This window comes from Haloechinothrix aidingensis (genome assembly GCF_013450155.1).
GTDB lineage: Bacteria > Actinomycetota > Actinomycetes > Mycobacteriales > Pseudonocardiaceae > Haloechinothrix > Haloechinothrix aidingensis.
This window is the reverse complement of the sequence record NZ_JACCKD010000001.1, coordinates 631,587-653,020: the sequence shown is the minus strand read 5'-3', so window position 1 is coordinate 653,020 and position 21,434 is coordinate 631,587. Positions and strand designations below refer to the sequence as shown.

The window sequence follows — 21,434 nt, the reverse complement described above, 5'->3', positions numbered from 1 at the left end:
ATCGCATGCGAGCAGCATCGATGATCATGCATGCTCGCGACATGACGGCACATCGGCCCCAGGTCAGATACGCGACCACTCAGGACACTGCCGAGATCATCCGGCTCGCCTCGCTCATGTACGAGTCGATCGACCTCGATGCCTCGACGCGAGCCTGGCAGGAAGCGGCACGAGCGGCGATCACCGAGCGCCTCGGCGACGGCGTAGCGATCGTCGTCGCCGAACACCCGAGCGACTCCGGCAGCCTGGTCGCATCCGGTGCGGGGTCGATCTGCACGCGCCTGCCCGGACCCGCCAACCTCAGCGGGCGCGTCGGCTACATCCAGTGGGTCGCCACCGCACCCGAGTGGCGCAAGCAGGGACTCGCCAGGGAGATCCTCACGACGCTGCTCGACTGGTACCGGCAGGAGGGGATCGTCCAGGTCGAGCTGCACGCCACCACGGACGGTGAGCCGCTGTATCGCTCGCTGGGCTTCGGCGAGGGCAACTACCCCGGCATGAAGATCTCCCTGCGCGACACCGGCTGAGCCGCGCGTACCCGCCCGCTACCGCGCCCATGGGTAACCCTCGGCACTCGCGTCCCGCGCGCGAGTGCCGAGGGTCGGTTACAGCAGGCCGGTGCGGAGCTCAGCTCCGCTCACCGGATCCTGCCGGTTCCTCCTCCCGCGAGACCGACGGGTAACGGATGCTCTCCACCAGCTCGGCAAGGTGGGCGGGTGGTGGCGCCGTCGCCTTGGACACCGCGACGGCCACGAGGACGTTGACCAGCGCACCGATGGACCCGATGCCCTCCGGGCTGACGCCGAGGATGTGCTCGTGCGCCTCGGTACCGAACACGTCGAGCGTGTAGATCATGTACGTGATGGTCAATGTCAGGCCGGCCACGATCCCTGCCGCCGCACCGGAGGCGTTGCAGCGCTTCCAGAAGATGCCGAGTACCAGCGCCGGGAAGAAGCTCGCCGCCGCCAGACCGAACGCGAACGCGACCACCTCCGCGACGAACGCGGGCGGGTTGATCCCGGCGACGATCGCCACGATCACCGCAGCCGTCATGGCCAACCGCCCGACCAGCAACCGCTCGGAGTCCGATGCGGTCTTCTTGATACGCCGGAAGTAGAAGTCGTGCGACACCGACGAGGAGATCACCAGGAGCAACCCCGCCGCGGTCGACATCGCCGCCGCCATGCCGCCCGCGGCAACCAGACCGACGATCGGCGCGGGCAGTCCGGCGATCTCCGGTGTGGCGAGCACCAGAATGTCGTTGTTGACCGTCAGGTCCGCGCCCGCGGCCGGGTCGTTGCTGACCGAGTTGATCGTCTCCGCACCGTCGGCCACCGACACCAGGCCGGTCGCCGCCCAGTTGTCCACCCAGTCGGGCAGCTGGGCGACCGCGGTCCCGTTCACCCCGTCGAGCAGGTTGAACTTGGTGAAGGCGCCGATCGCCGGGGCCGTGGTGTAGAGCAGCGCGATGAAGAACAACGCCCAGAAGGCCGAGTACCGCGCACCGCGCACGGTCTTGGTGGTGTAGAAGCGGATGATCACGTGCGGGAGGCCTGCCGTACCCAGCATCAGGGCCAGCGTCACCAGGAACACGTCGACCATCGGCCGTTCGGAGAACGCCGCCGTGTACTCGTTGAGCCCCAGCTCGGCGCTGAGCGCGTTCAGCTCGGACAGGATCTGACCGAACGTCACCTGGGGGATCGGCAGCCCGGTGAACTGCTGCGCGATCGCCACGGCCGGGATGAGATAGGCGATGATCAGCACCGTGTACTGGGCGACCTGCGTCCAGGTGATGCCCTTCATCCCGCCGAGCACCGAGTAGACGAAGATGATCGCGGCAGCGACCATCACGCCGCCGGTCAGATTCAGGTTGAGGAAGCGGCTGAACACGATGCCGCCACCGTTCATCTGCCCGACGATGTAGGTGAACGAGATGAGGACCGCCGCGACGGCTGCCAGCGTGCGCACCAGCTCGGAGTAGCGGTCACCGACGAACTCGGGCACCGTGAACTTGCCCCATTTACGCAGGTACGGGGCCAGCAGGAGGGCGAGCAGCACGAAACCGCCCGTCCATCCCATGAGGTAGACCGAGCCGTCCGAGCCGAGGAAGGCCACCAGCCCGGCCATGGAGATGAACGAGGCCGCCGACATCCAGTCCGCGGCGACTGCCGCACCGTTGGCGAAGGCGGGAATCCCGTGGCCTGCCACGTAGAAGCCCGATGTCTCCTTCACCCTGCTGCGCCAGGCGATCCCGATGTAGAGGCCGAAGGTGAGGACGATGAATACGGTGGTCCACAGTTGTATGTCGGTCACTGCTCCTGCCCCTCCTCAGCACGCTCGCTGACGCCGAACTTGCGGTCCAGTCGATCCATCCGGACCGCGTAGATGAGGATCAGCAGCAGGAACGTGTAGATCGCTCCTTGCTGGGCGAACCAGAACCCGACGGGGAATCCGGCGATGGTGATGGCGTTGAGCTGCTCGACGAACAGCACGCCGCAACCGAGCGAGACGAACGCCCATATCGCCAGCAGCACGACCATCAGCCGGAGGTTGCTCCGCCAGTAGTCGCGCCTCCACTGCTCGAGGTGGTCCGGTGGTCTTTGTGGTGATGCCTGGGTCACGTCCGGGCTCCCTTCGTGCTCGGCGACAGCGCCGCCGACGACGTGCGGCACGTGACCGCCTCGGGGTGCGCGGTCACCTGTGAGCTCACACACTGATCACCCGAGCGGGGCAGTACAAGGCCCGTTCTCGCAGGCGGCTCCAGCATGATGGTCAGTGGTCGGCATGCGGGGAACGAGCGGTCGCGGTGCCCGCTGACGACCGCTCGGGACGGGCAGCGGACCACTCGCGCACCACTGCGAACCTCCGGCGAACTCGCGGCTGTGGATACCGCCCCGCAGGCCCTACGCTTCGGCCATGACATCGGTCACACACCCTGCGCGTCCCGCCACGAAGCATGCCGGAAGCCGGGTACTGCACACCGGCAGCCCCGGCATGCTCGTGGGGGGACTTCTCCTCCTGGTCGGCTCGCTCCTCCCGTGGGTGTCCACACCCGTCGGCTCGCTGGCCGGGACCGTTGGCCCCGGCCTGTGGACGCTGTGCGCGGGAACGCTCGTGATCGCGGGCGCGCTGCTGCCGTACCCGCGGGTAGCGCTGCTGCACGCGGTGATCCCGGCCCTTGTCGTGGCGACGATCGTGGTCTGGCAGATCGGCAGGATGATCCACATCAGCGCCAGCACCGGCAGCTGGGGCCAGGTCCTGCCCGGCATCGGGCTCGTCATGGTCGCCGGTGGCGCGGTGATCGCGCTGCGCACCGCGCGGCGCATACACGCGGCGCGCTAGCATCAACTGCGGGCGCGAGCTCCCGAGCACCGTGCCCAGCACGCTTCCCGCGCGCCGAAGGGCTGCCGTATGGTTCCGGCCGTGCCACCATCCGATGCTGGCTCGCCGCCGCCCGAGGACCGTGACCCGGCAGGATTCGAACTCACCGACGAGTACGACATGCCGGCCGAGGTCGACGCGACGTTCCGCACGCTGCGGCGGGCCGCGTTCGGCTACTTCGCGCTCTTCGTGGTCGTGGTCGCCGCCGTCCCCGGGTTGACGCTCGCGCTGGACTGGTGGTCCCAGGGGCGGCTCGTCGGCGGCATGAGCCCCAGCTTCGTGATGGCCGCGTTCGGGCTCTACGTCTTCTTCTTCGTACTGGCCGTCGCCGCGGCCACCCTCGCCAACGCCGTCGAGGACCGCATGCTCGGCGGCCCCGAACGGGACCACCCGGAACAGCGGGGCGACGCACCATGATCACGGCGAGCATCATCGGGCTGGCAGCCCTGCTACTCGTCGTGCTCGGCATCGCGCTGGTGCTCCAGCCGCGCGGTGCGTCCACTCTGGACTTCTACCTGGCTGGCAGGCGCGTCGGGGTCGTCACCAACGCCTGCGCCATCTGCGGCGACTACTTCTCGGCGGCCTCGTTCCTTGGGGTCGCCGCTGCCGTGTACGTCTCCGGTCTCGACGGCGTCTGGTACGCGACGGGGTTCGCGGCGGGCTTCATCCCCGTGCTGCTGTTCGTGGCGGCGCCGTTGCGGCGGTTCGGGGAGTTCTCCATCCCCGACTTCCTGGGGCGCAGGCTCACCTCGGACCGGGTACGGCTGACCGCCGTCTGCGTCGTGCAGCTGATCATCCTGTCCTACCTGGTGCCACAGGCCGTCGGTAGCGGGATCACCTGGGAGCTGCTCGTCGGGCACGGCATGGCCGGGCTGAGCCCGTACGCGACCGGGGTGGCCGTGTCGACCGCCGCCATCACCGCGCTCGTCGCGCTCGGCGGGATGCGCGGCACCACCTGGACGCAGGCTGTGCAGTTCCTCGTGCTGCTGTGCGCGTTCATCTGGCTGACCGTCGCCGCGATCGGCTCGGGCTTCCACTACCCCGAGGCCGTCGACCGGCTCAACGAACAGCCGCTGACCAACCCGACGGCCACCGAAGAGGGGCAGTGGCACCTGGAAACCGAGCGGGACCGCATCGACGGCGAGGACCCGGCCACCTTCGGTGAGCCCGGCGCCCGCTACGGCAGCCTCGGGCAGTTCGCACTGATCATCACCCTCATCATGGGCACAGCGGGCCTGCCGCACATCATGAACCGGTACTTCACCAGCCCCACCGGCCTGGCCGCCCGCATGACGACGGTATGGGTGCTCGGCCTGGCCAGCCTGTTCTACGCGCTGGCCGTGCTGCTCGGCACGGCCGCACGCTCGCTCATCCCCGATGCCGCAGCCGAGCACGCCTGGATGGAGGAACTGACCGTCGGCGGTGTGCTGAAGGTGCCCGAGCACGCGCTGCTCGTCCTCGGCCGGGTGTACGGCGGGGAGATCGGGCTCGGGTTCATCGCAAGCGGCGCGCTGATCGCGGTCATGTCCACCATCGCGGGGCTCCTGCTGGCCTCGGCCGCGTCCTGGGGGCACGACGTCTACGAGCGGCACATCAACCCGCACGCCTCGCAACGGCAGGCAGTGTGGGCCGGCCGTGGCGCGGTCGTGCTCGTCGCGGTGCTCTCCGCGGCTGTCGCGGTCGGCCTGCGGCCCGACTCGCTGACCGCACTGCTGCCGTCGATCGTGGCCACCATGGTGACCTGGGCATTCGCGCTCGCCGGGTCCGCGCTGACCCCGGTGTTCATCCTGACCATCTGGTGGCGACGCACCACCGCGCCCGCCGCGATCGCCGGCATGATCACCGGTGCGGTCACAGCGATCACCATGTTCGCCCTCGGCACCGTCTACGGCGACGCGGGACTCAGCGAGATGCTGCTCACCCCGACCATCGTGGCCGCACCGCTGTCGGCGGTGGTCACCGTGGTCGTCTCCCGCTTCACCACCACCCCCGCCGAGCTGGACCGGCTGTGGCTCAAGCTGCACGGCACCGCCGCCGACCGGCATACGCTGCGCCTGGCCAGGCTTACCATCACTGGCGTGACCGGGCGGTCGAAGGAGGAACCATGAGCGGGGTGAACCGGGCGCCCGCCGCGCGCCGGGCCGGCGGCGCCCTGCGCAACGGCAGTCTCCCGCTCGCTGCCGCGCTCGCCTTGGCCTGGGGGCTGGTCTACCTGATCACGCAGGTCATCGCCGCCCCACCGCTCGGCGTCGGCACCACGCTGCTGATCGGCGTGGGTCTGACGCTGCTGCTGACGATCGGGTACCCCTCGGCGCTGCGCGGGCCGCGCGGCGCGCGGCTGGCCACGCGACAGCAGGGCAAGCAAGGCGCGATCACCCGGCCCGGGCAGACCATCGCCGCCGTCGGCAGGTCCATCCCGCTGCGTTCCGGCCTGACCTCCGAGGCCGCGCAGCGCACCGCCCAGCTGCTCCACCCCCTGCTCGGCGGCGACTCGGTGGCGATAACCGACCGGCACAAGGTGCTCGCGTTCCTCGGCCCCGGTTCGGACCACCACACCGTCGGGGACCCGCCGCGCACCGACATATCGGCCAAGGTCCTCGACCGCGCGAAGACGGTGGTGGTGCGGCACCGCGCCAAGCTCGGCTGCCCGGAGCCGAGCTGCCCGCTGCAGACGGCAGTGGTCGCGCCGCTGGCGATCGGCAAGCGGGTGGTCGGTGCCTTGAAGGTGTACCGGCTGGACGAGACCCCACCGCCGCGCGGGCTGGTCGAAGGCATGGCGGGGATCCTGTCACTGCACCTCGAGCTGGCCGAGCTCGACCGGGAACGCAAACTCGCGGTGGATGCCAAACTCGACGCGCTGCGTGCCCAGATCAACCCGCACTTCCTGTTCAACACGCTGAACACGATCGCGTCCAAGGCCCGCACCGATCCCGAGGAGGCCCGCCAGCTCCTGCTGCGACTGTCCGACTTCTTCCGCTACGCGGTCCGGCAGGACGGGCACTTCGCCGAGTTCGGCCAGGAGTACTTCTTCGTCCGCACCTACCTCTCGCTCGAGCAGGCACGCTACGGGGATCGCTTGCGGGTACGCTACGACGTCGACCCCCAGGTACTGACCACCAACGTACCGGTGCTGACCATCCAGCCGCTCGTGGAGAACGCCGTCAAGCACGGGCTGGCGAACAAGGTGGACGGAGGGACGGTGACGTTGAAGGCGCGCGTCGACCCGCTGACCCGGACCACCACGATCCAGGTGTCCGACGACGGAGTCGGTATCGAGGACGATGAGCTCGAGAAGATCGTCTCGGGCGATGTCACGGCCGAAGGTGGCATCGGGCTGCGCAACATCTCCGAACGGCTCGACACGTTGTTCGGGGAGCGATACCGCTTCGACGTCCGCTCGACCGCCGGGCAAGGCACTGTTGTCGACCTGCGGATCCCCTTAGGGTAGGCCGATGCGCGCTCGCTGTCTCATCGTCGACGACGAGGCTCCCGCACGGGCCGAGTTGCGGTACCTGCTGGACACCTTCGAGCACGTCCAGGTCGTGGGCGAGGCAACCAACGCCGAGGAGGCGCTGACGCTGCTGCGCTCGCTGCACTACGACGTGGTGCTGCTGGACGTGCGGATGCCGGGCGGAACCGGCCTCGAGGTCGCGGCGGCGCTACGCGAGGCGACACACCGACCGAAGATCATCTTTACCACCGCCTACCCGGACCACGCCGTCGAGGCGTTCGACCTGGAAGCTGTCGACTACCTGGTCAAACCCTTCGACGCGGAACGCCTCGGCAGGGCACTGGAACGCGCCCTGTCCGGCGCCCCGGACGAGAGCGAGCCGCAGCAACCCGCTACCGGTGGCGGCTGGCAGGGCGACGCGCTGGGGCGCATCCCGGTGCAGCGTGGCGACCGGACCGTACTGATCGACCAGTCGTCGATCGTCTACGCCAGCGCGGCACGCGGTTACTCGTACCTGCAGCTCGCGCAGGAACGCGTGCTGGTGAGCCTCTCGCTCAACGAACTCGAACGCAGGCTCCGCGGGCACTTCTTCCGGGCGCACCGTTCGTACCTGGTCAACCTGGACCACATCAAGGAGCTCGTGCCCGACTTCAAGGGCGCCCTCGTGCTGGTGATGAACGACCACCAGCACAGCAAGGTCGAGGTCTCCCGCCGCCAGGCCCGCGAACTACGCCGCCTCCTCGGCATGTAGGCGTGTGCTGAATGACGCCCACGATGGTGCGGCACGGCGGGTCACCCGTGGAGGCCGCCGATCAGACCGGGGAGCTGGGCGATCGAGTCGATGAACTCCCCCGTGGAGTCGACCACTCCGTCTGCGTGCTGGTCGGCGAACTTACCCGTGCGCACCTGCACGGACCGCGCACCGGCGGCGCGGCCCCCGGCGACATCGCTGAGTGCGTCGTCGCCGAGGACGAGGCACTGGCTCACGTCGACGCCCGCGGAGGCCGCAGCGAGAGCGAAGAACTCGGTCGACGGTTTGCCCAGCACCCGCGCCTGCGTGCCGGTGGCGTGCTCGAGCGCGGCGACGATCGCGCCCGCGTCGATGTGGTCACCGTCGGCGCGCTTGTAGTACCGGGACCGCTGCAGCGCGACCAGCTCGGCCCCGTCCCGCACCGCGCGGAACGCCTCGTCGAGTGCCTCGTAGCTGAGCACCTCCCGGCAGTCGCCGACGAGGACGTGCGTATACGGAGGGGACGTCACCAGCCCGCCCAGCAACCCGTGCACGGCGACGTTGACCAGCGGGTACACCCTCGCCCGGTGGTCACCGTCGAGCGCGGCCCGTGCCGCGGCGATCGGTGTGAAGACCTCGCTCTCCGAGACGTCGAGTCCGAAGTCGACGAGCTGGTCCACGATGGTCGCAGGCGACCGCGAGTCGATGTTGGTCACGAACCGCACCGGGATGTCCCGCTCCCGCAGCCATGCCAGGGCCTCGGCGGCCCCGGGCACGAGCCCGTCCCCGGAGTACACCGTCCCTTCGATATCGAGCAGTACGGCGCGGACCGTTGCAGCGGACATGTCCGGTCACCTCCACCACCGGCTGGCTCACACCCGTTCCTACCCAGACAGCGTGCCCGTTCGCGCCCGGCTCCGCACACCGACCGGACCGAGCGGACGGCTCAGCCGAGCACCCGTTGCTCGGTGCTGACGAGCTCCCGCCAGGCGAGACGGAGCCGCCGGATGCCGTCCTGCACGGTGTCCCACGGACGATCCACGCAGATCCGGATCCGGGAGCTCGGGGCGCGGGAGGGCACGGCGATGCTGCCCGGGGCGACGTGCACCCCATGGCGGGCGGCCAGCGGGACGTAGGAACCGGTGTCGGCCACCGGCAGCGCGGCCCACAGCACCGACCCGCCCGCCGGCTCGGTGACGGTCCAGTCCGGGAGCTCGGTACGCAGGTACTCCACGGCCCGATCGACGCTCTCGCTCAGGCCCGCGCGCCGCCGGGCGGCGAGCTCGTCGAGCTGCGGGAGCAGCTGGATGACGAGGAGCTGCGAGGGAACGGACGGGCCGAGATCGTTCGCCAGCCGCAGGTACATGGTCCGCTCGATGAAGGGCTCCGGGGCGCGCAACCACCCGACGCGCAGCCCGCCCCAGGCGACCTTGCTGAACGAACCCGCGCTGACGACCGTGGCACGGCGACACAGGTCGGCCAGCTCGACGGGCATGGGCCCCGCGAAGGCGAGCTCGGCCAGCGCGCGATCCTCCACGACGGTCGTCTCGTGCCGGTCGCACACCGCCGCCAGCGCGCGCAGCCGCTCCGGCGTCGGCACGAATCCGGTGGGGTTGTGCGGCCCGTTCTGCGTGTAGAGCGCGACCGGCCGGTGCTCGGTGAGGGCGCGGTCGAGTTCCTCCGGAACCAGTCCCGCGCCGTCGGTACGCACAGGGACCGGGCGGGCTCCGAGCGAGTCGATGATGTCGAAGACCCCGGGATAGCTGGTGTCCTCGACGACCACGGGCGTGTTCCGGGTGGCTACCGCTCCCAAGGCCAGCGATACGGCCTGGTGGCCGCCCGCGGTGACATGAACCTGGTCCGGGGTGGTGGGCCTGCCCCGCTCGCTGTCGTGATCGGCCAGGGCGGCGCGCAGGGCCGGCAGCCCGAGCGGTTGCACACCGGGCCCACCGCCCGCAAGCAGGGTGGCGACATCGACCTGCAGCGGGGGTAGATGCGCCGCGTCCAGCGGGTTGCCCGCCGCCAGATCGATGCCCTGCGCGGTGGAGAAGTGCTCCGCGATCCTGGTGCCGGTGATGGCCGGGGCGTACCGGTTGCACACCCTGGTGCCGCTGCCCTGGCGCGACTCCACCAGACCTTCGGCGCGTAGCTCGTCGAGCGCGGCTGTCACCGTCGAGCGGCTGATCGCCAGGGCCGCCGCGATCGCCCGCTCGGCAGGCAGCAACGTGCCGTCGGACAGCACCCCTGACTGCACACGGCGCCGGACGGCGTGCGCGAGTCGCTGTGCCAGCGTCCCGTGGTCGGCATCCGTCCAGCCTGCCAGTACCGAGCTGAGTTCCTCGCTGTTCATGACACGGAACTCCAATTGGTATGTGAATTTACATGCCAATAATGATCGATTGGATCGTGATCTGGCAAGCGATGGTGGTCATGCTGTGGGGGGACCTTGGAGGTGCACCACCGATGTTCGCTCCCTACTGCCCTACCTGCCGCAACCGGATGCTGCTGGGAACGCGGCGCATCGTGCGCATCGCATGGGGCGGCACAGCCGACCCCTGCGTCGTGCTGCGTTGCTTCTGCGGCACGCTCGTGCACGCCGACGAGCAGCCACCCGCGGCGGGATCCGAGCAGGCACATCAGCCCGCTGCCGAGGTCCCTGAGCAGCAGCCGGGCGGTACTCGTGAGCCGGGGCAGGTGGACGTCGGCGGCCACCGGTAGCCGCGCCCCCGAACGAACGCTCTCCCTACGTGAACACACACCGCCGCTACCGGCCTCACGGCCCGAGTACGTCTAGACCGGTTTCCTGGCCAGCACGAATCCCTGTGGTGTCTCTTCGGGGAAGTCTCCGTCGTCATCGGGCTCGCGCAGAAGTCGAGCCCGGACGGTCAACCCGGCCCGGCTCAGAAGTTCGGCGACGTGCTCCGGCCGCCGTCGGTAGAAGTCGAGCGAGATCTCGTGGCCCGCGGCCTCGGTTCGATGTTTGATCTCGTCGCCCACCTGGAACGCGAGCTGGACGTAGCCGCCGGGAGCCAAGACTCGACGGAACTCGGCGAAGACGCCCGGCAGGCACTCGTCCGGGAGATGAATGATCGAGTACCAGGCCACGATGCCACCGAGCGCACCGTCTTCGTGATCCAGAGTCAGCATCGATCCTTCGTCGAAGCGCAGTGCCGGGTATCTCCTTCGCGCCACAGCGATCATCCCCGGCGACAGATCCATGCCGAACACCGACAGGCCAAGACTGTCCAGATGTGCGGTCACACGTTCCGGGCCACACCCGACGTCGGCCACCGGTCCGCCCACGGTCTGCACGAGCTCGGCGAACCCACCGAGCACAGCGCGGTCCAACGGCTTGACCGCCAATTCGTCACGGATCCACTCAGCGTAGTCATCGGCGGCAGTGTCATAGGACCACCGCGTGCGCCGCACGAAGCCGGGCTCAGTCACAAGCAGGCATCCTAGGCGGCCCGAGCGGGCACGCGACTGCGACACCGTCCCCTCGCGCGGAAACTTCGCGCACGGCAGATGATTCTGCCCCTTGCGCGTGCATCCTACCGATGACAGAGCATTACGATCCCGCCACGAGGACCCCGAAGAACCGGACGCCGACCGCCCCTGCCAGCGTCACGACCCTCCGCCCGGGACGCGCTACGGCACGACGAGGTGCCCGGCGAGGGCCAGCTGGTGATTCTCGCCGGGAGCCCAAGGTGACCTCGGTTCCATAGAGGGAGCCGAACGTTACATTGGGCTCTCCCCTGGCCCGTGGGTGCTGCCGTCGCGTAGATGCCGATCAGCGCGGTCGGTGCGGGCCAGGCCGCGCCGAGCGGCGCCGCGACGGCGACCGGCCGCCACCCTCTCGCCGGGCGTGCACCACCGGAACCCGACGTCACGTCCCCCATCCGTCCTTCCCGTGTCCCTCGCCTGCGGCGGGATCTCGCCCCGGCGACTCCGGCCGGGGCGTTCGGCGTGTCACCGGCCGCATGGCCTCTCGAGGTCCCGTCCGGAGCCGGTGATGCCCCTCGCCCGGGGCTACTCGTAGCGGCTGCGGGACCCGATCAGCAAGCGGTACACACCCAGGATGGCCAGGGAACCCGCGATTGCCAGCCCCCAGGTACGGATGTCGAAGAACGTCCCGAGACCGACGTCGAACGCCGCCTGGCCGATCCATCCGCCGAGCATCGCGCCCCCGATGCCCAGCAGGATCGTGATGATGCACCCGCCAGGGTCCTTGCCCGGCATGAGCATCTTCGCGATGGCTCCCGCGATCAGTCCCAGAACGATCCAACCGATGATTCCCACTGGCAGTGTCCTTCCATCCCGGTCGAGGTGCACGGACCGAACGAGCGATGACTCCTGCAGTCTCGCAAACGCGGACCTGGCCCGCACACGCCCGGTGAGCGAGGCGCGGCATCGGGAATCACGAGCGGTCTCGTTACCGAAGGGGATGCGCCCGCGTGGCGTTCCGTGATGGGATGGCGCCGCACGGTCGAGATACGGCGCGCAGGAGGCGATGTGGGGTACGCCTACGTGGTCGGGACGTTCGACACCAAAGGCACCGAGCTCTCCTACGTCGCGGAGCTGATCACCGCGGCGGGAGTAGCGGCCCGCACCGTGGACCTCGCCCCGACCGGGGGACGTTCCGAGGCGGACGTGCCCGCTGCCGAGGTCGCCGCCTGCCACCCCGACGGCGCAGAGGCGGTGTTCACCGGCGACCGTGGCAGCGCCGTCGCGGCCATGACCGTCGCGTTCGGCCGGTACCTCGCCGGTCGCGGGGACGTCGACGGGGTCATCGGGCTCGGCGGATCCGGTGGTACCGCGCTGATCACACCCGCCATGCGGGCACTGCCCGTCGGTGTCCCGAAGGTGATGGTCTCCACCGTGGCTTCCGGGGACACGTCCCGCTACGTCGAGGGCAGCGACATCACCATGGTGCACTCGGTCACCGACGTCGCGGGCCTGAACCGCATCTCGCGCCGGGTGCTCGGCAACGCCGCGCACGCCCTCGCCGGCGCCTGCGCGCACCCGGTTCCGGTCAGCGACGACCGGCCCGCGCTCGGGCTGACGATGTTCGGGGTGACGACGCCGTGCGTGAACGCGGTGACCGAGCGGCTCGAGGACCGGTTCGACTGCCTCGTCTTCCACGCCACCGGTACCGGCGGCAAGGCCATGGAGAAGCTCGTCGACGACCGGCTGGTCACCGGCGTGCTGGATATCAGCACCACCGAGGTGTGCGACCTCATCGCGGGCGGCGTGCTCAGTGCCGGTGAGGACCGCCTGGACGCGATCGCCAGGACACGGGTGCCGTACGTCGGTTCCTGCGGCGCCCTCGACATGGTGAACTTCGGCGCGCCGGACACCGTGCCCCAGCGCTACTCCGACCGGAACCTGTACCCGCACAACCCGCAGATCACGCTCATGCGCACCACGGCGGAGGAATGCGAGCGGATCGCGTCGTTCATCGCGGGCAAGCTCAACGCCTGCGACGGGCCGGTGCGCTTCCTGCTCCCGGAAGGCGGGGTCTCCGCTCTGGACAGTCCGGGTCAGCCGTTCCACGATCCGCGCGCCGACGAGGTGCTGTTCAGCACCCTGGAGCGCGAGGTCGAGCAGACCACCGACCGCCGCGTACTGCGGTCACCGCACCACATCAACGACCCGGAGTTCGCCGCCGAACTGGTGGCCGTATTCGACGAGATCGGCGACGCGCCGCGAGAGGGGAGCTGACGTGCCACGGGTGCCGAGGGACGAGCTGATATCCCGATTCTCGGCCATGGCCGCGCGGGGCGAGACCATCGTGGGCGGTGGCGCGGGGACCGGCCTGTCCGCCAAGTGCGAGGAAGCAGGCGGGATCGACCTGATCGTCATCTACAACTCCGGGCGGTTCCGGATGGCGGGCCGCGGATCCCTTGCCGGGTTGCTCGCATTCGGTAACGCCAACGACATCGTCGTGGAGATGGCCCCGGAGGTATTGCCGGTCGTGCGCCACACGCCCGTGCTGGCCGGGGTCAACGCCACCGACCCCTTCCTGGACACCGACCGCTTCCTCGGCGAGCTGGCGCGGCTGGGCTTCTCCGGTGTGCAGAACTTCCCCACGGTCGGGCTGATCGACGGGACGTTCCGCGCCAACCTCGAAGAGACCGGGATGGGCTACCAGGCCGAAGTGGACATGATCTCCGCGGCACGCGAGGCAGGCATGTTCACCACCCCGTACGTGTTCTCCGCCGAGGATGCGCGCGCGATGACGCGTGCGGGCGCCGACATGCTGGTGTGCCACATGGGACTGACCACGAGCGGAACCATCGGCGCGGAGACCGCTAAGGGTCTGGACGACTGCGTCGCGCTCATCGACGAGTGGGCGGCCGCTGCCCGGGAGGTGCGTGAGGACGTGCTGGTGCTGTGCCACGGCGGCCCCATCGCCATGCCGGACGATGCCGCCTACGTGCTTGCGCGTACCAAATACTGCCACGGCTTCTACGGCGCGAGCAGCATGGAACGCCTGCCCGTCGAGCAGGCCCTTACCGAACAGACACGGTCGTTCAAGCAGCTGCGGACAGAGCCGGAGAACTGAGGAGTGCCGATGCCGAAAGCCTATGCCAGTGGAATCGTTCCCGCCGATGCCGACGCCGTCTGGGGCGTCGTGCGCGACTTCGACGGCCTGCCCTCCTGGCATCCGGCCATCGCGGGCAGCGAGATCGAGCCGGGACCGCGAGCCGCCGAGATCGGTGCGGTGCGCAAGCTGGCGCTGACCGACGGGAACACCGTGCGCGAGCGGCTGGTGCGGCTGGACGACACCGAACGCGGCTATACCTACGACATCCTGGAAAGCCCGTTCCCGATCCGTAGCTACCGCGCGACGATCCGGGTCGCGCCGGTCACCGCGACAGGTGAGGCGTTCGTGGAGTGGTGGTGCCACTTCGACGCCGATGCCGCCGACGAGGCCGAGCTCGCCGAGACCTTCGCGAACGGCGTGTTCGCGACCGGCATCACCTCGCTCGCCGAGAAGTTCGGGGCCGGTGAGCACCAGACCGGGCTGCACCGATGAGTTCGTGCCACCGGAGCGGTCTGTACTGGTGACAATCCTCAACCAGGGAGGCCCTTCATGGCGGCGAACACGCTCACCAGCATCCTGCTGGCCAGCACCAACCCCGACAAGCTCCGTGCCTGGTACGTCCAGGCGCTGGAGCCCGACGTCGACGCAGACCAGGACAAGTACGCCGTGCTCGGGTTCGGTGGCTTCTACGTCCTGATCGACAGCCGGGAGGACATCGGCGACAGCAATCCCGAGCCCGGCCGGGTACTGCTCAACTTCGAGGTGGCCGACGCTCGCGCGGTCGTCGAGCGCCTTGACGCCGCGGGCACGACCTGGCTGGCCGGGCTGGAGGATCGCGACGGCAGCCTGTTCGCCACCGCAATCGACCCGGACGGTAACTACGTGCAGATCATCGAGCTCAGCGAGGAGCATCGCGCGGCGATGGAGGCCGGCTGAGCGTCACACGTCGAGCGCGGCCCGGACGATCGCCAGGGCTTCCTCCCGGTCGATACCGAGACCGTCGACGGCGCGGGCGTACTCCGCGGCGTGCTCGGCGGCCTGGAGCCTGCTGCGGTCGCCGCTGGAAGAGACGAACGTGCCCGACCGTCCCCGCGTGTCGATCATTCCGGCGGACTCCAGCTCGCGGTAAGCGCGGGCGGCGGTGTTGGCTGCGATGCCCAGCTCCGCAGCCAGCGCCCGCACCGTGGGCAGCTTGGTGCCGACGGGCAACGTGCCGTCGTTGATCTGCTGCGCCAGTTGTGCGCGCACTTGCTCGAACGGCGGAACTGGGGAGTCGCCGTGCACGGTGACGTTCATGGCCAGGCCGGTCCTTGGTCAGGGGTTGTCGCACGACGGTAACACGACTGTTGGTACAAACCGCGATCCTCGCCCGCGCGCACAGATCGCCACTGGTAAGAAGGCTGCGCGATTTCCGGGAAAGCACCAGCGAGCGCGGCACTCCTGTGGCATTCTGTGCCTGGTCGGTGACTCGGGAGATCCAGCATGGGCGGCTACGAAGCGGTTATCGGTGAGATCAAGCGGCGTGGCGAGGAGGCCATCGACGTCGGCGAGGCCACCGCGAAGGTCGAGCTGGGCGAGGCCGCAGGGGGCATCGCCGCCGCGATGCCGGGCAGTGCCGAGACCCCCGGTGAAGCCGAGCGGCTGAGCGAGCACTGGGAGGGCGTGCTCCGCGACCTCGGCCGGCGCGTGTCCTCGTACGGCGACGACATGGTGCGAGCCGCCGAGCGGTACGAGGAGGAGGACGAGGCCGCGGCGGAGAACCTGCGCCTGCACACGCCCGGGCCAGGTGGTCCGGTGTGAACTGGGGCGACATCCGCGACTGGGATCCCGCGGGCCTGGAGAGCGCGGCCGACGACATCAAGGCCGCACTCGACCAGCTGCGGCGGCACGCGGAGGACCTCGGTGGCGCCCACCCCCGCGAGTGGATCGGTGAGGCCTCACGAGCCGCGCGCACGAAGCGCGGTGAGCTGGTCGATGAGTACGACGATGTCACACACGCCGCCGAGCCGGTGTGGAAGCAGCTGCAAGACGCGGCGGATGCCATCACCGACCTGCATCGCGAGCAGGACGAGGCCGACGAGCTGGCCCGGCGCTACTTCTGGCGGATCACCGATGCCGGGGCGCTGGAGAGCACCCTGGACGGGGTGGAGCAGCTCGACCCCGAGTTCGCCCAGCTACGCCAGGACACCGCCCGGCAGCTGTCCGATGCCATCTCCGCCGTCGAGGACAAGGCCGGGGAGATCGATGCCGAGCTGGCTGCCGCGATGCGGCGCGCGCACTCGCCGACCGTGTTCGCCGACGAGGACGGGGACGAGGACCGGTTGACATTGCCCCCACCCGGGACCGCTCCCGCGCAAGTGAGCGAGTGGTGGCACGGCCTGTCTGCCGAGGAGCGAGAGGAGCTCATCCGCACCGAACCCGCCGCGATCGGCAACCTCGACGGCGTGCCATACAGCGCCAGCCACGAGGCCAACGTCGCCCGCATTCCGGACGAGCGTGAGCGGTTGCAGTCCAGGCTCGACGAGCTGCGGGCCGAGCGGAGCGAGCTGCAACGTGGACCGCGCGGGAGCGAGACCTCCGAGCATCGAGAGTACGACGAACGCATCGAACGGGTCGAGAACAAGCTGGACGCGCTGGATGCACTTGACGATCAGGTGGGTCGCGGGCGCCAGGTGCTGGCATTCGATACCTCTGGCGAGGGAGTACGAGCGGCTGTCGGGCTGGGGAATGTGGACAGCGCCGACAACGTCGGTGTGTATACCCCGGGCATGCACTCGGCTGTCGAGGACAACATGAGTCGCTACATCGAGGAGGTGCGTGAAGTTCAACGGCACGCCGACGAAATGCTCGGTGCAGATCCGAACCGGCGAGATGAAACTACTGCGTCGGTCGTGTGGATGGATTATCACGCTCCCCAGGACGTGGGCAGCGTGCTGTCACGGGAGCGGGCCGACGCCGGTGCCGAGCGATTGGCGGAGTTCATGGATGGGGTCCAGGCCAGCCGCACTGATGATCCTCCGCAGCGGCTGGCAGGCATCAGCCATTCCTACGGTTCGACGACCATGGGTGAGGCGCTGAAGCAGACTGATGCCGCCGATGCGTTCATCGCGCAGGGCTCACCAGGCTGGTACGGCAGCGAGGGCCTGCAAGTGCCCGAGGGCGACCGTTTCAACCTCTCCGCCGACCAGGATGCCGTCGCCGACCTCGGCGGCATGGTGCACGGTGGCTATCCGAGCGACGATCCTACGGTGCGAGAGCTGTCAACTGATGACGCTGTCACTCCGGACACTGGCGAGCCACTTCCGGGCGTAACGGGCCACACCGGCTACACCGAGGCCAACGACGGGATGTCGACCAGCGAGTACAACACCGCCGCGGCGATGATCGGGCAGGAAAGCAACTACATCGACCAGCCCAAACACGAATACCCCGGATTCCCGCACGGAGCGCCATGAACAGCCGAACTCGCGCCCGGCCACTGAACACCACGGCCGCACTCACGATCTGCGCCCTGCTGTTGGCCGGCTGCGCCGCCGGAGATCCCGACGACAGGAGCGACATGACCCTAGAAGAGCAGTACGAGCAAGTCGCCCAACGACCCGACATAGATGAGGCGATCAAAGCCTACGAGCAACTACACAACAAGGTGCAGGCCGAGCTACGGGAAAAGTTCGACCTTCCTGCGTGGGAGAAGGGTACTCACGAGGAAACAAGGACGCCCGGATGCGGAGATTTTCCCGACCTGATCGGGTGGGACGCTGAGAGCAGTAGCTTACAAAGCTGGGTGTCCGAAGCGAGTATCTCGCTTGAGGACTGGTCCCAGGCGAAGGCCATCCTACGAACCTTCAGCCAAGAGCACGGCTTCGACAAGGTGAGCATCGACATCGCACAAAGCGACAACCTGGCTTATGAGCTGATGAACGACACGGGCGCTAAGATCACCCTCCGATCTGGCCGCGGTTCCAACGTGCTCCTTGGCGGCGCCACCGGCTGCCACCTAACGCCTGGCGCCAAGGAACGCGGTAGACCCATCTCCCAGGAAGAACGACGCGAGATGGACGAAGAAGAACGTGAGCAATACCGCGAGTGACCTCGCACCCGCAGGCTCGTTGAGACAGCAGAATCCACGTCGGGCAACGGGCAACCAGCGAGGACGGAGGTCCCGGGATGTGGTCGACGCTCCGGGCGACACGAAGGCACTCTCGGGCGGTGGCGGTGGTACTCGCGATCGGTGTCGCGCTGTCCACCGTGATCGCGGGGACGGCTTCGGCACACGACGAGCGCGTCGTCACGGAGCCGGAGCGCACCGGCTACCCCGACTACCGCGACACCGGGCCATCCGTCGTGGTGTGCAAGGCGAACTCCGCCGACCTCATCCGCGCGCTCCCGGCACCGGTGCGCGAGCGCAACCTGGGGCTGCTGGAGCGCTGCCGCTTCAACCACATCCAGCAGGCGGTGAACTGGGTCGAGCACGAGGGCGAGACCGGCACCCGGATCCAGGTACTGCCCGGCGTCTACCGGGAGGAGCCGAGCAGGCAGGCACGCGCCGAGCGGCACGGTGCGCCGCTTGACCGGCCCGACCTCGCCGAAACCTGCGCGCGCATCGCCGAGGACACCGACCACGGGGACGAGGCGCTGACCTACGAGGAGCAGCTGACCTGCCCGCACCTGGAGAACCTGGTCGCCGTCCTCGGCGACAGCTCCCCCGAGGACGACTCGGTCGGCTGCGACAGCAGGCTGTGTGACCTGCAGATCGAAGGGACCGGAACCCGGCCGTACGACGTGGTCGTCGACGGTGAGTTCGACACCTTCCTCAACGGCCTGCGCGCCGACCGGACCAGCGGGCTGTACCTCAGCAACTTCGCTACCCAGCACTTCGAGTTCAACGGCATCTACCTGATCGAGACGAGCGGGGCCACCGTCGACCGGGTGGAGGGCAGCTTCAACCACGAGTACGGCTTCCTGAGCTTCGTGTCGTTCGTGCGCTACCAGAACTGCGGGGGCCAGGCCAACGGCGACTCGGCCATCTACCCGGGCGCCTCACCCAACGTGCTGGCCGGTTCCGGACTGATCTCCCGGCAGGAGCAACCGGAGTTCTCCACCGAGGTCCGCAACTGCCGCAGCCACCACAACGCACTCGGCTACTCCGGGACGACCGGGAACTCGGTGCACGCCTACCGCAACGAGTTCGACCACAACTCCACCGGACTGGCCACCGACAGCCTGTTCCCCGACCATCCCGGGACCCCGCAGAACCACGCGCTGTGGGAGGAGAACCTCTTCCACAGCAACAACGTCAACTACGTGGCCCGGCACGCCCAGCAGGGCCGGTGCACGGGACCGCTGGACGAGCGGGACTACGAGGACGGCGCCGTCTGTCCCGCGGTTCCCCTCCCCGTGGGGACCGGCCTGTTCATCGCGGGCGGCAACTTCAACTGGGTCGACGGCAACGACTTCTACGACAACTGGCGTCAGGGCACCTACCAGCTCTGGGTCCCTGCCGAGCTGCGCGAGCAGGAGCCCGTCCCCGACGCGCACCTGCGCGACGTCTGCGGACCCGACGGCGACCAGCCGTGCCCGCCGCAGGAGACCTCGCACTGGAACACCTACAGCGGCAACCGGATGGCGGGCAACGTGGCGCAGGGAACCACGCAACCCAACGGGGCCGACTTCGGCTGGGACCTGGAAGGCCAGGGCAACTGCTGGGCCCGGTCCGGTGACCGCGCGAACACCTCGGCCGCGGGCGAGGTCACCTACTCCGGTATCGACACGACGATCGTGCAGGAAGACCTACCCGCCTTCCCCGGCTGCCGGGAACGGGAGGCGACCTACTCGCCGGTGTCGACCAACGCGCTCGAGGCCGGCTGCATCGAGTACGACCCGAGCGACAACCCCGACCCGGCCGGATGCGACTGGTTCGACCCGCTTCCCGCTCCGGACGGGCGGCAACCGGCCGCTCCCACGCTCGAACGGCTCGCCCAGGGCGGCCCGGTGGGTGACTCGGTACTCGCGTCCCAGGAGGGATACCCGACGGGCGCGCCGACCGTGGTGCTCGCCGCTGCCGAGGAACCGGCCGAGGCACTGGCCGCCGCACCACTGGCCCACGCGCGAGGCGGGCCGGTGCTGCTCACCTCCGGAGACCGGCTCGACGCCGGAACCGCCGAGGAGATCGAACGGCTGGGGGCGACGTCGGCCGTGCTGGTCGGCGACCGGGAGTCGCTGTCCCCGCGACTGGCCGCGGACCTGCGCCGGATGGGTTTCGGCGGGGACGACATCCAGCGCCTGGGTGGGTCGGGCCCCGCAGGGACCGCCGCGGAGATCGCGAGCAGCATGACAGCAACCGACGCCTTCGTCGTCGCGCGCGACGACTGGCGCGATGCCGGCACCGTCGGTTCCGTGGCCGCGCTGCTGGAACGGCCGATCCTGCTGTCCGGGCGGGACTCGCTGCCCGGACCGACCGGCGATGTGCTCGCCAGGGGCGACATCGAGGCCGTCGACGTGGTCGGCGGTAGCGGCGCGGTCAGCGACGGGGTGGTCGACGACCTGTCGACCCGGCTCGACGACGTCGAGCGTATCGGCGGCTCCGACCGCTACGAGATCTCCCTGAACGTGGCCCGGTTCGCCCTCCAGGCCGGTGCCGACCCGACCGAGCTGTGGCTGGCGGGCGGGGACGACGCCGCGACCGGCGCCGCCGGTTCGGCAGCCGCCGTGGACGAAGGTGTCATGTTGCTGGCAGGCGACGGTATCGGCGGCACCCCCACGGAAACGTGGCTGAACGGGACACCGAACCACCCCGAGGGTGGTGCCACGGTCGCAGACATCCTGGAACAGGTGCGCATCCTCGGCGACACCTCGCAGGTCGGCTCCGGTGTCACCAGGGACCTGGAGGACCACTACGGCGCTTCACCCGGCGATGCCCGTGGCGACCGCAGCAGCGGCGCACCGTTGTGGCACGCACGCATGCACGGCGAGGCGACCGGCTCCGCCGAGGTGCAGCGGGCCGTGACCGGGGCGACCACGCTGCGCCTGCGGGCGAGTGGGCTGGACCCGGGCGAGACGTACACGGCGACGGTGCAGCGCCGCTCCTGCGACGCGGATTCGCGGCCGCTGACGTTCGACGGCGGCGAGGAGCTCGGCGCCGAGGTGACCGCGGACGCGCACGGGGTCGCCATCGCCGACCGGACCGTGTACTCCAGCGCCGAGGCCCCGGGTTCGGTCGCGCTGCGGCACGGTGGTTCCCGGGTCGCGTGCGCCGATCTGGGCTGACGGCGTCTGCCTCCCCGGCCACCGCCACGCCGTACACAGGGAAGGGCTACTCGGCCGCT

At 69.4% G+C, this 21,434-nt stretch carries 22 protein-coding genes; 15 read left to right on the top strand and 7 right to left on the bottom strand.

Going from position 1 to position 21,434, the window contains the following annotated elements:
- Nucleotides 1–41: 41 nt before the first annotated feature.
- Entirely contained in the window at nucleotides 42–527 is a 486-nt protein-coding gene (locus tag H0B56_RS03210; protein ID WP_180891397.1) for a GNAT family N-acetyltransferase, read from the top strand.
- Between the two features lie 100 nt (nucleotides 528–627).
- Here the strand turns inward: H0B56_RS03210 and H0B56_RS03205 are convergent, their stop codons facing one another.
- Both H0B56_RS03205 and H0B56_RS03200 read right to left on the bottom strand, forming a co-directional pair.
- Complete coding sequence (locus tag H0B56_RS03205; RefSeq protein WP_180891396.1) at nucleotides 628–2,313, bottom strand: VC_2705 family sodium/solute symporter; 1,686 nt, start codon at nucleotides 2,311–2,313, stop codon at nucleotides 628–630.
- Nucleotides 2,310–2,621 (bottom strand): DUF4212 domain-containing protein, encoded by a 312-nt coding sequence (locus tag H0B56_RS03200; protein WP_343063731.1) that lies wholly within the window; start codon nucleotides 2,619–2,621, stop codon nucleotides 2,310–2,312. The genes H0B56_RS03205 and H0B56_RS03200 overlap by 4 nt, the downstream gene beginning before the upstream one ends.
- Before the next feature lie 295 nt (nucleotides 2,622–2,916).
- Here H0B56_RS03200 and H0B56_RS03195 point away from each other — a divergent pair, with 295 nt between their 5' ends.
- From H0B56_RS03195 to H0B56_RS03175, 5 genes are all read left to right on the top strand, one after another.
- On the top strand, nucleotides 2,917–3,342 hold the full coding sequence (locus tag H0B56_RS03195; RefSeq protein ID WP_180891395.1) for a hypothetical protein: 426 nt from the start codon (nucleotides 2,917–2,919) through the stop codon (nucleotides 3,340–3,342).
- An 81-nt stretch (nucleotides 3,343–3,423) separates the two neighbouring features.
- On the top strand, nucleotides 3,424–3,798 hold the full coding sequence (locus H0B56_RS03190) for a hypothetical protein (RefSeq protein ID WP_343063730.1): 375 nt from the start codon (nucleotides 3,424–3,426) through the stop codon (nucleotides 3,796–3,798).
- Nucleotides 3,795–5,489, top strand: coding sequence for a solute symporter family protein (locus H0B56_RS03185; RefSeq protein ID WP_180891394.1), 1,695 nt, complete (start codon nucleotides 3,795–3,797; stop codon nucleotides 5,487–5,489). The genes H0B56_RS03190 and H0B56_RS03185 overlap by 4 nt, the downstream gene beginning before the upstream one ends.
- Nucleotides 5,486–6,829, top strand: a complete 1,344-nt coding sequence (locus H0B56_RS03180) for a sensor histidine kinase (protein WP_246360785.1) — start codon at nucleotides 5,486–5,488, stop codon at nucleotides 6,827–6,829. The genes H0B56_RS03185 and H0B56_RS03180 overlap by 4 nt, the downstream gene beginning before the upstream one ends.
- A 4-nt stretch (nucleotides 6,830–6,833) precedes the next feature.
- Complete coding sequence (locus H0B56_RS03175) at nucleotides 6,834–7,583, top strand: LytR/AlgR family response regulator transcription factor (RefSeq protein WP_180891393.1); 750 nt, start codon at nucleotides 6,834–6,836, stop codon at nucleotides 7,581–7,583.
- Nucleotides 7,584–7,624: 41 nt separating this feature from the next.
- Here the strand turns inward: H0B56_RS03175 and H0B56_RS03170 are convergent, their stop codons facing one another.
- Complete coding sequence (locus H0B56_RS03170) at nucleotides 7,625–8,407, bottom strand: TIGR01458 family HAD-type hydrolase (RefSeq protein WP_180891392.1); 783 nt, start codon at nucleotides 8,405–8,407, stop codon at nucleotides 7,625–7,627.
- A gap of 101 nt (nucleotides 8,408–8,508) precedes the next feature.
- The gene (locus H0B56_RS03165) at nucleotides 8,509–9,912 is read right to left on the bottom strand and encodes an aminotransferase-like domain-containing protein (protein ID WP_180891391.1); all 1,404 of its coding nucleotides are present in this window, start codon (nucleotides 9,910–9,912) and stop codon (nucleotides 8,509–8,511) included.
- Nucleotides 9,913–10,025: 113 nt separating this feature from the next.
- Here H0B56_RS03165 and H0B56_RS03160 point away from each other — a divergent pair, with 113 nt between their 5' ends.
- Nucleotides 10,026–10,280, top strand: coding sequence for a hypothetical protein (locus tag H0B56_RS03160; protein WP_180891390.1), 255 nt, complete (start codon nucleotides 10,026–10,028; stop codon nucleotides 10,278–10,280).
- Between the two features lie 72 nt (nucleotides 10,281–10,352).
- On the opposite strand, the gene H0B56_RS03155 is transcribed toward H0B56_RS03160, so the two are convergent.
- Together H0B56_RS03155 and H0B56_RS03150 are read right to left on the bottom strand one after the other, a co-directional pair.
- Nucleotides 10,353–11,009, bottom strand: coding sequence for a methyltransferase domain-containing protein (locus H0B56_RS03155; RefSeq protein ID WP_180891389.1), 657 nt, complete (start codon nucleotides 11,007–11,009; stop codon nucleotides 10,353–10,355).
- Between the two features lie 582 nt (nucleotides 11,010–11,591).
- Nucleotides 11,592–11,861, bottom strand: coding sequence for a GlsB/YeaQ/YmgE family stress response membrane protein (locus tag H0B56_RS03150; protein WP_180891388.1), 270 nt, complete (start codon nucleotides 11,859–11,861; stop codon nucleotides 11,592–11,594).
- Nucleotides 11,862–12,029: 168 nt separating this feature from the next.
- Between H0B56_RS03150 and H0B56_RS03145 the strand changes: the two genes are divergently transcribed.
- The 4 genes from H0B56_RS03145 to H0B56_RS03130 are packed head-to-tail and all read left to right on the top strand — an operon-like array spanning nucleotide 12,030 to nucleotide 15,045.
- A complete protein-coding gene (locus H0B56_RS03145) occupies nucleotides 12,030–13,283 on the top strand; it encodes a Tm-1-like ATP-binding domain-containing protein (protein WP_219632103.1) in 1,254 nt (417 codons plus the stop codon).
- Nucleotide 13,284: 1 nt separating this feature from the next.
- Nucleotides 13,285–14,127, top strand: coding sequence for a phosphoenolpyruvate hydrolase family protein (locus H0B56_RS03140; protein ID WP_180891386.1), 843 nt, complete (start codon nucleotides 13,285–13,287; stop codon nucleotides 14,125–14,127).
- Between the two features lie 9 nt (nucleotides 14,128–14,136).
- Nucleotides 14,137–14,601 carry an SRPBCC family protein gene (locus H0B56_RS03135; protein ID WP_180891385.1) on the top strand — a complete coding sequence of 155 codons (465 nt, stop codon included), beginning with the start codon at nucleotides 14,137–14,139 and terminating at the stop codon, nucleotides 14,599–14,601.
- A gap of 57 nt (nucleotides 14,602–14,658) precedes the next feature.
- Complete coding sequence (locus H0B56_RS03130) at nucleotides 14,659–15,045, top strand: VOC family protein (protein WP_180891384.1); 387 nt, start codon at nucleotides 14,659–14,661, stop codon at nucleotides 15,043–15,045.
- A gap of 3 nt (nucleotides 15,046–15,048) precedes the next feature.
- Here H0B56_RS03130 and H0B56_RS03125 read toward each other — a convergent pair whose 3' ends face one another.
- Nucleotides 15,049–15,405, bottom strand: a complete 357-nt coding sequence (locus tag H0B56_RS03125) for a GntR family transcriptional regulator (RefSeq protein WP_180891383.1) — start codon at nucleotides 15,403–15,405, stop codon at nucleotides 15,049–15,051.
- Nucleotides 15,406–15,591: 186 nt separating this feature from the next.
- Here H0B56_RS03125 and H0B56_RS03120 point away from each other — a divergent pair, with 186 nt between their 5' ends.
- From H0B56_RS03120 to H0B56_RS23400, 4 genes are all read left to right on the top strand, one after another.
- A complete protein-coding gene (locus H0B56_RS03120) occupies nucleotides 15,592–15,909 on the top strand; it encodes a hypothetical protein (protein ID WP_180891382.1) in 318 nt (105 codons plus the stop codon).
- Nucleotides 15,906–17,564: an alpha/beta hydrolase gene (locus tag H0B56_RS03115; RefSeq protein WP_180891381.1), complete on the top strand. Its 1,659-nt coding sequence runs from the start codon at nucleotides 15,906–15,908 to the stop codon at nucleotides 17,562–17,564. Before H0B56_RS03120 ends, H0B56_RS03115 begins: the two co-directional genes overlap by 4 nt.
- On the top strand, nucleotides 17,561–18,199 hold the full coding sequence (locus tag H0B56_RS03110) for an LppA family lipoprotein (protein ID WP_180891380.1): 639 nt from the start codon (nucleotides 17,561–17,563) through the stop codon (nucleotides 18,197–18,199). Before H0B56_RS03115 ends, H0B56_RS03110 begins: the two co-directional genes overlap by 4 nt.
- 119 nt (nucleotides 18,200–18,318) lie before the next feature.
- On the top strand, nucleotides 18,319–21,375 hold the full coding sequence (locus H0B56_RS23400) for a cell wall-binding repeat-containing protein (RefSeq protein WP_180891379.1): 3,057 nt from the start codon (nucleotides 18,319–18,321) through the stop codon (nucleotides 21,373–21,375).
- Nucleotides 21,376–21,434: the final 59 nt, after the last annotated feature.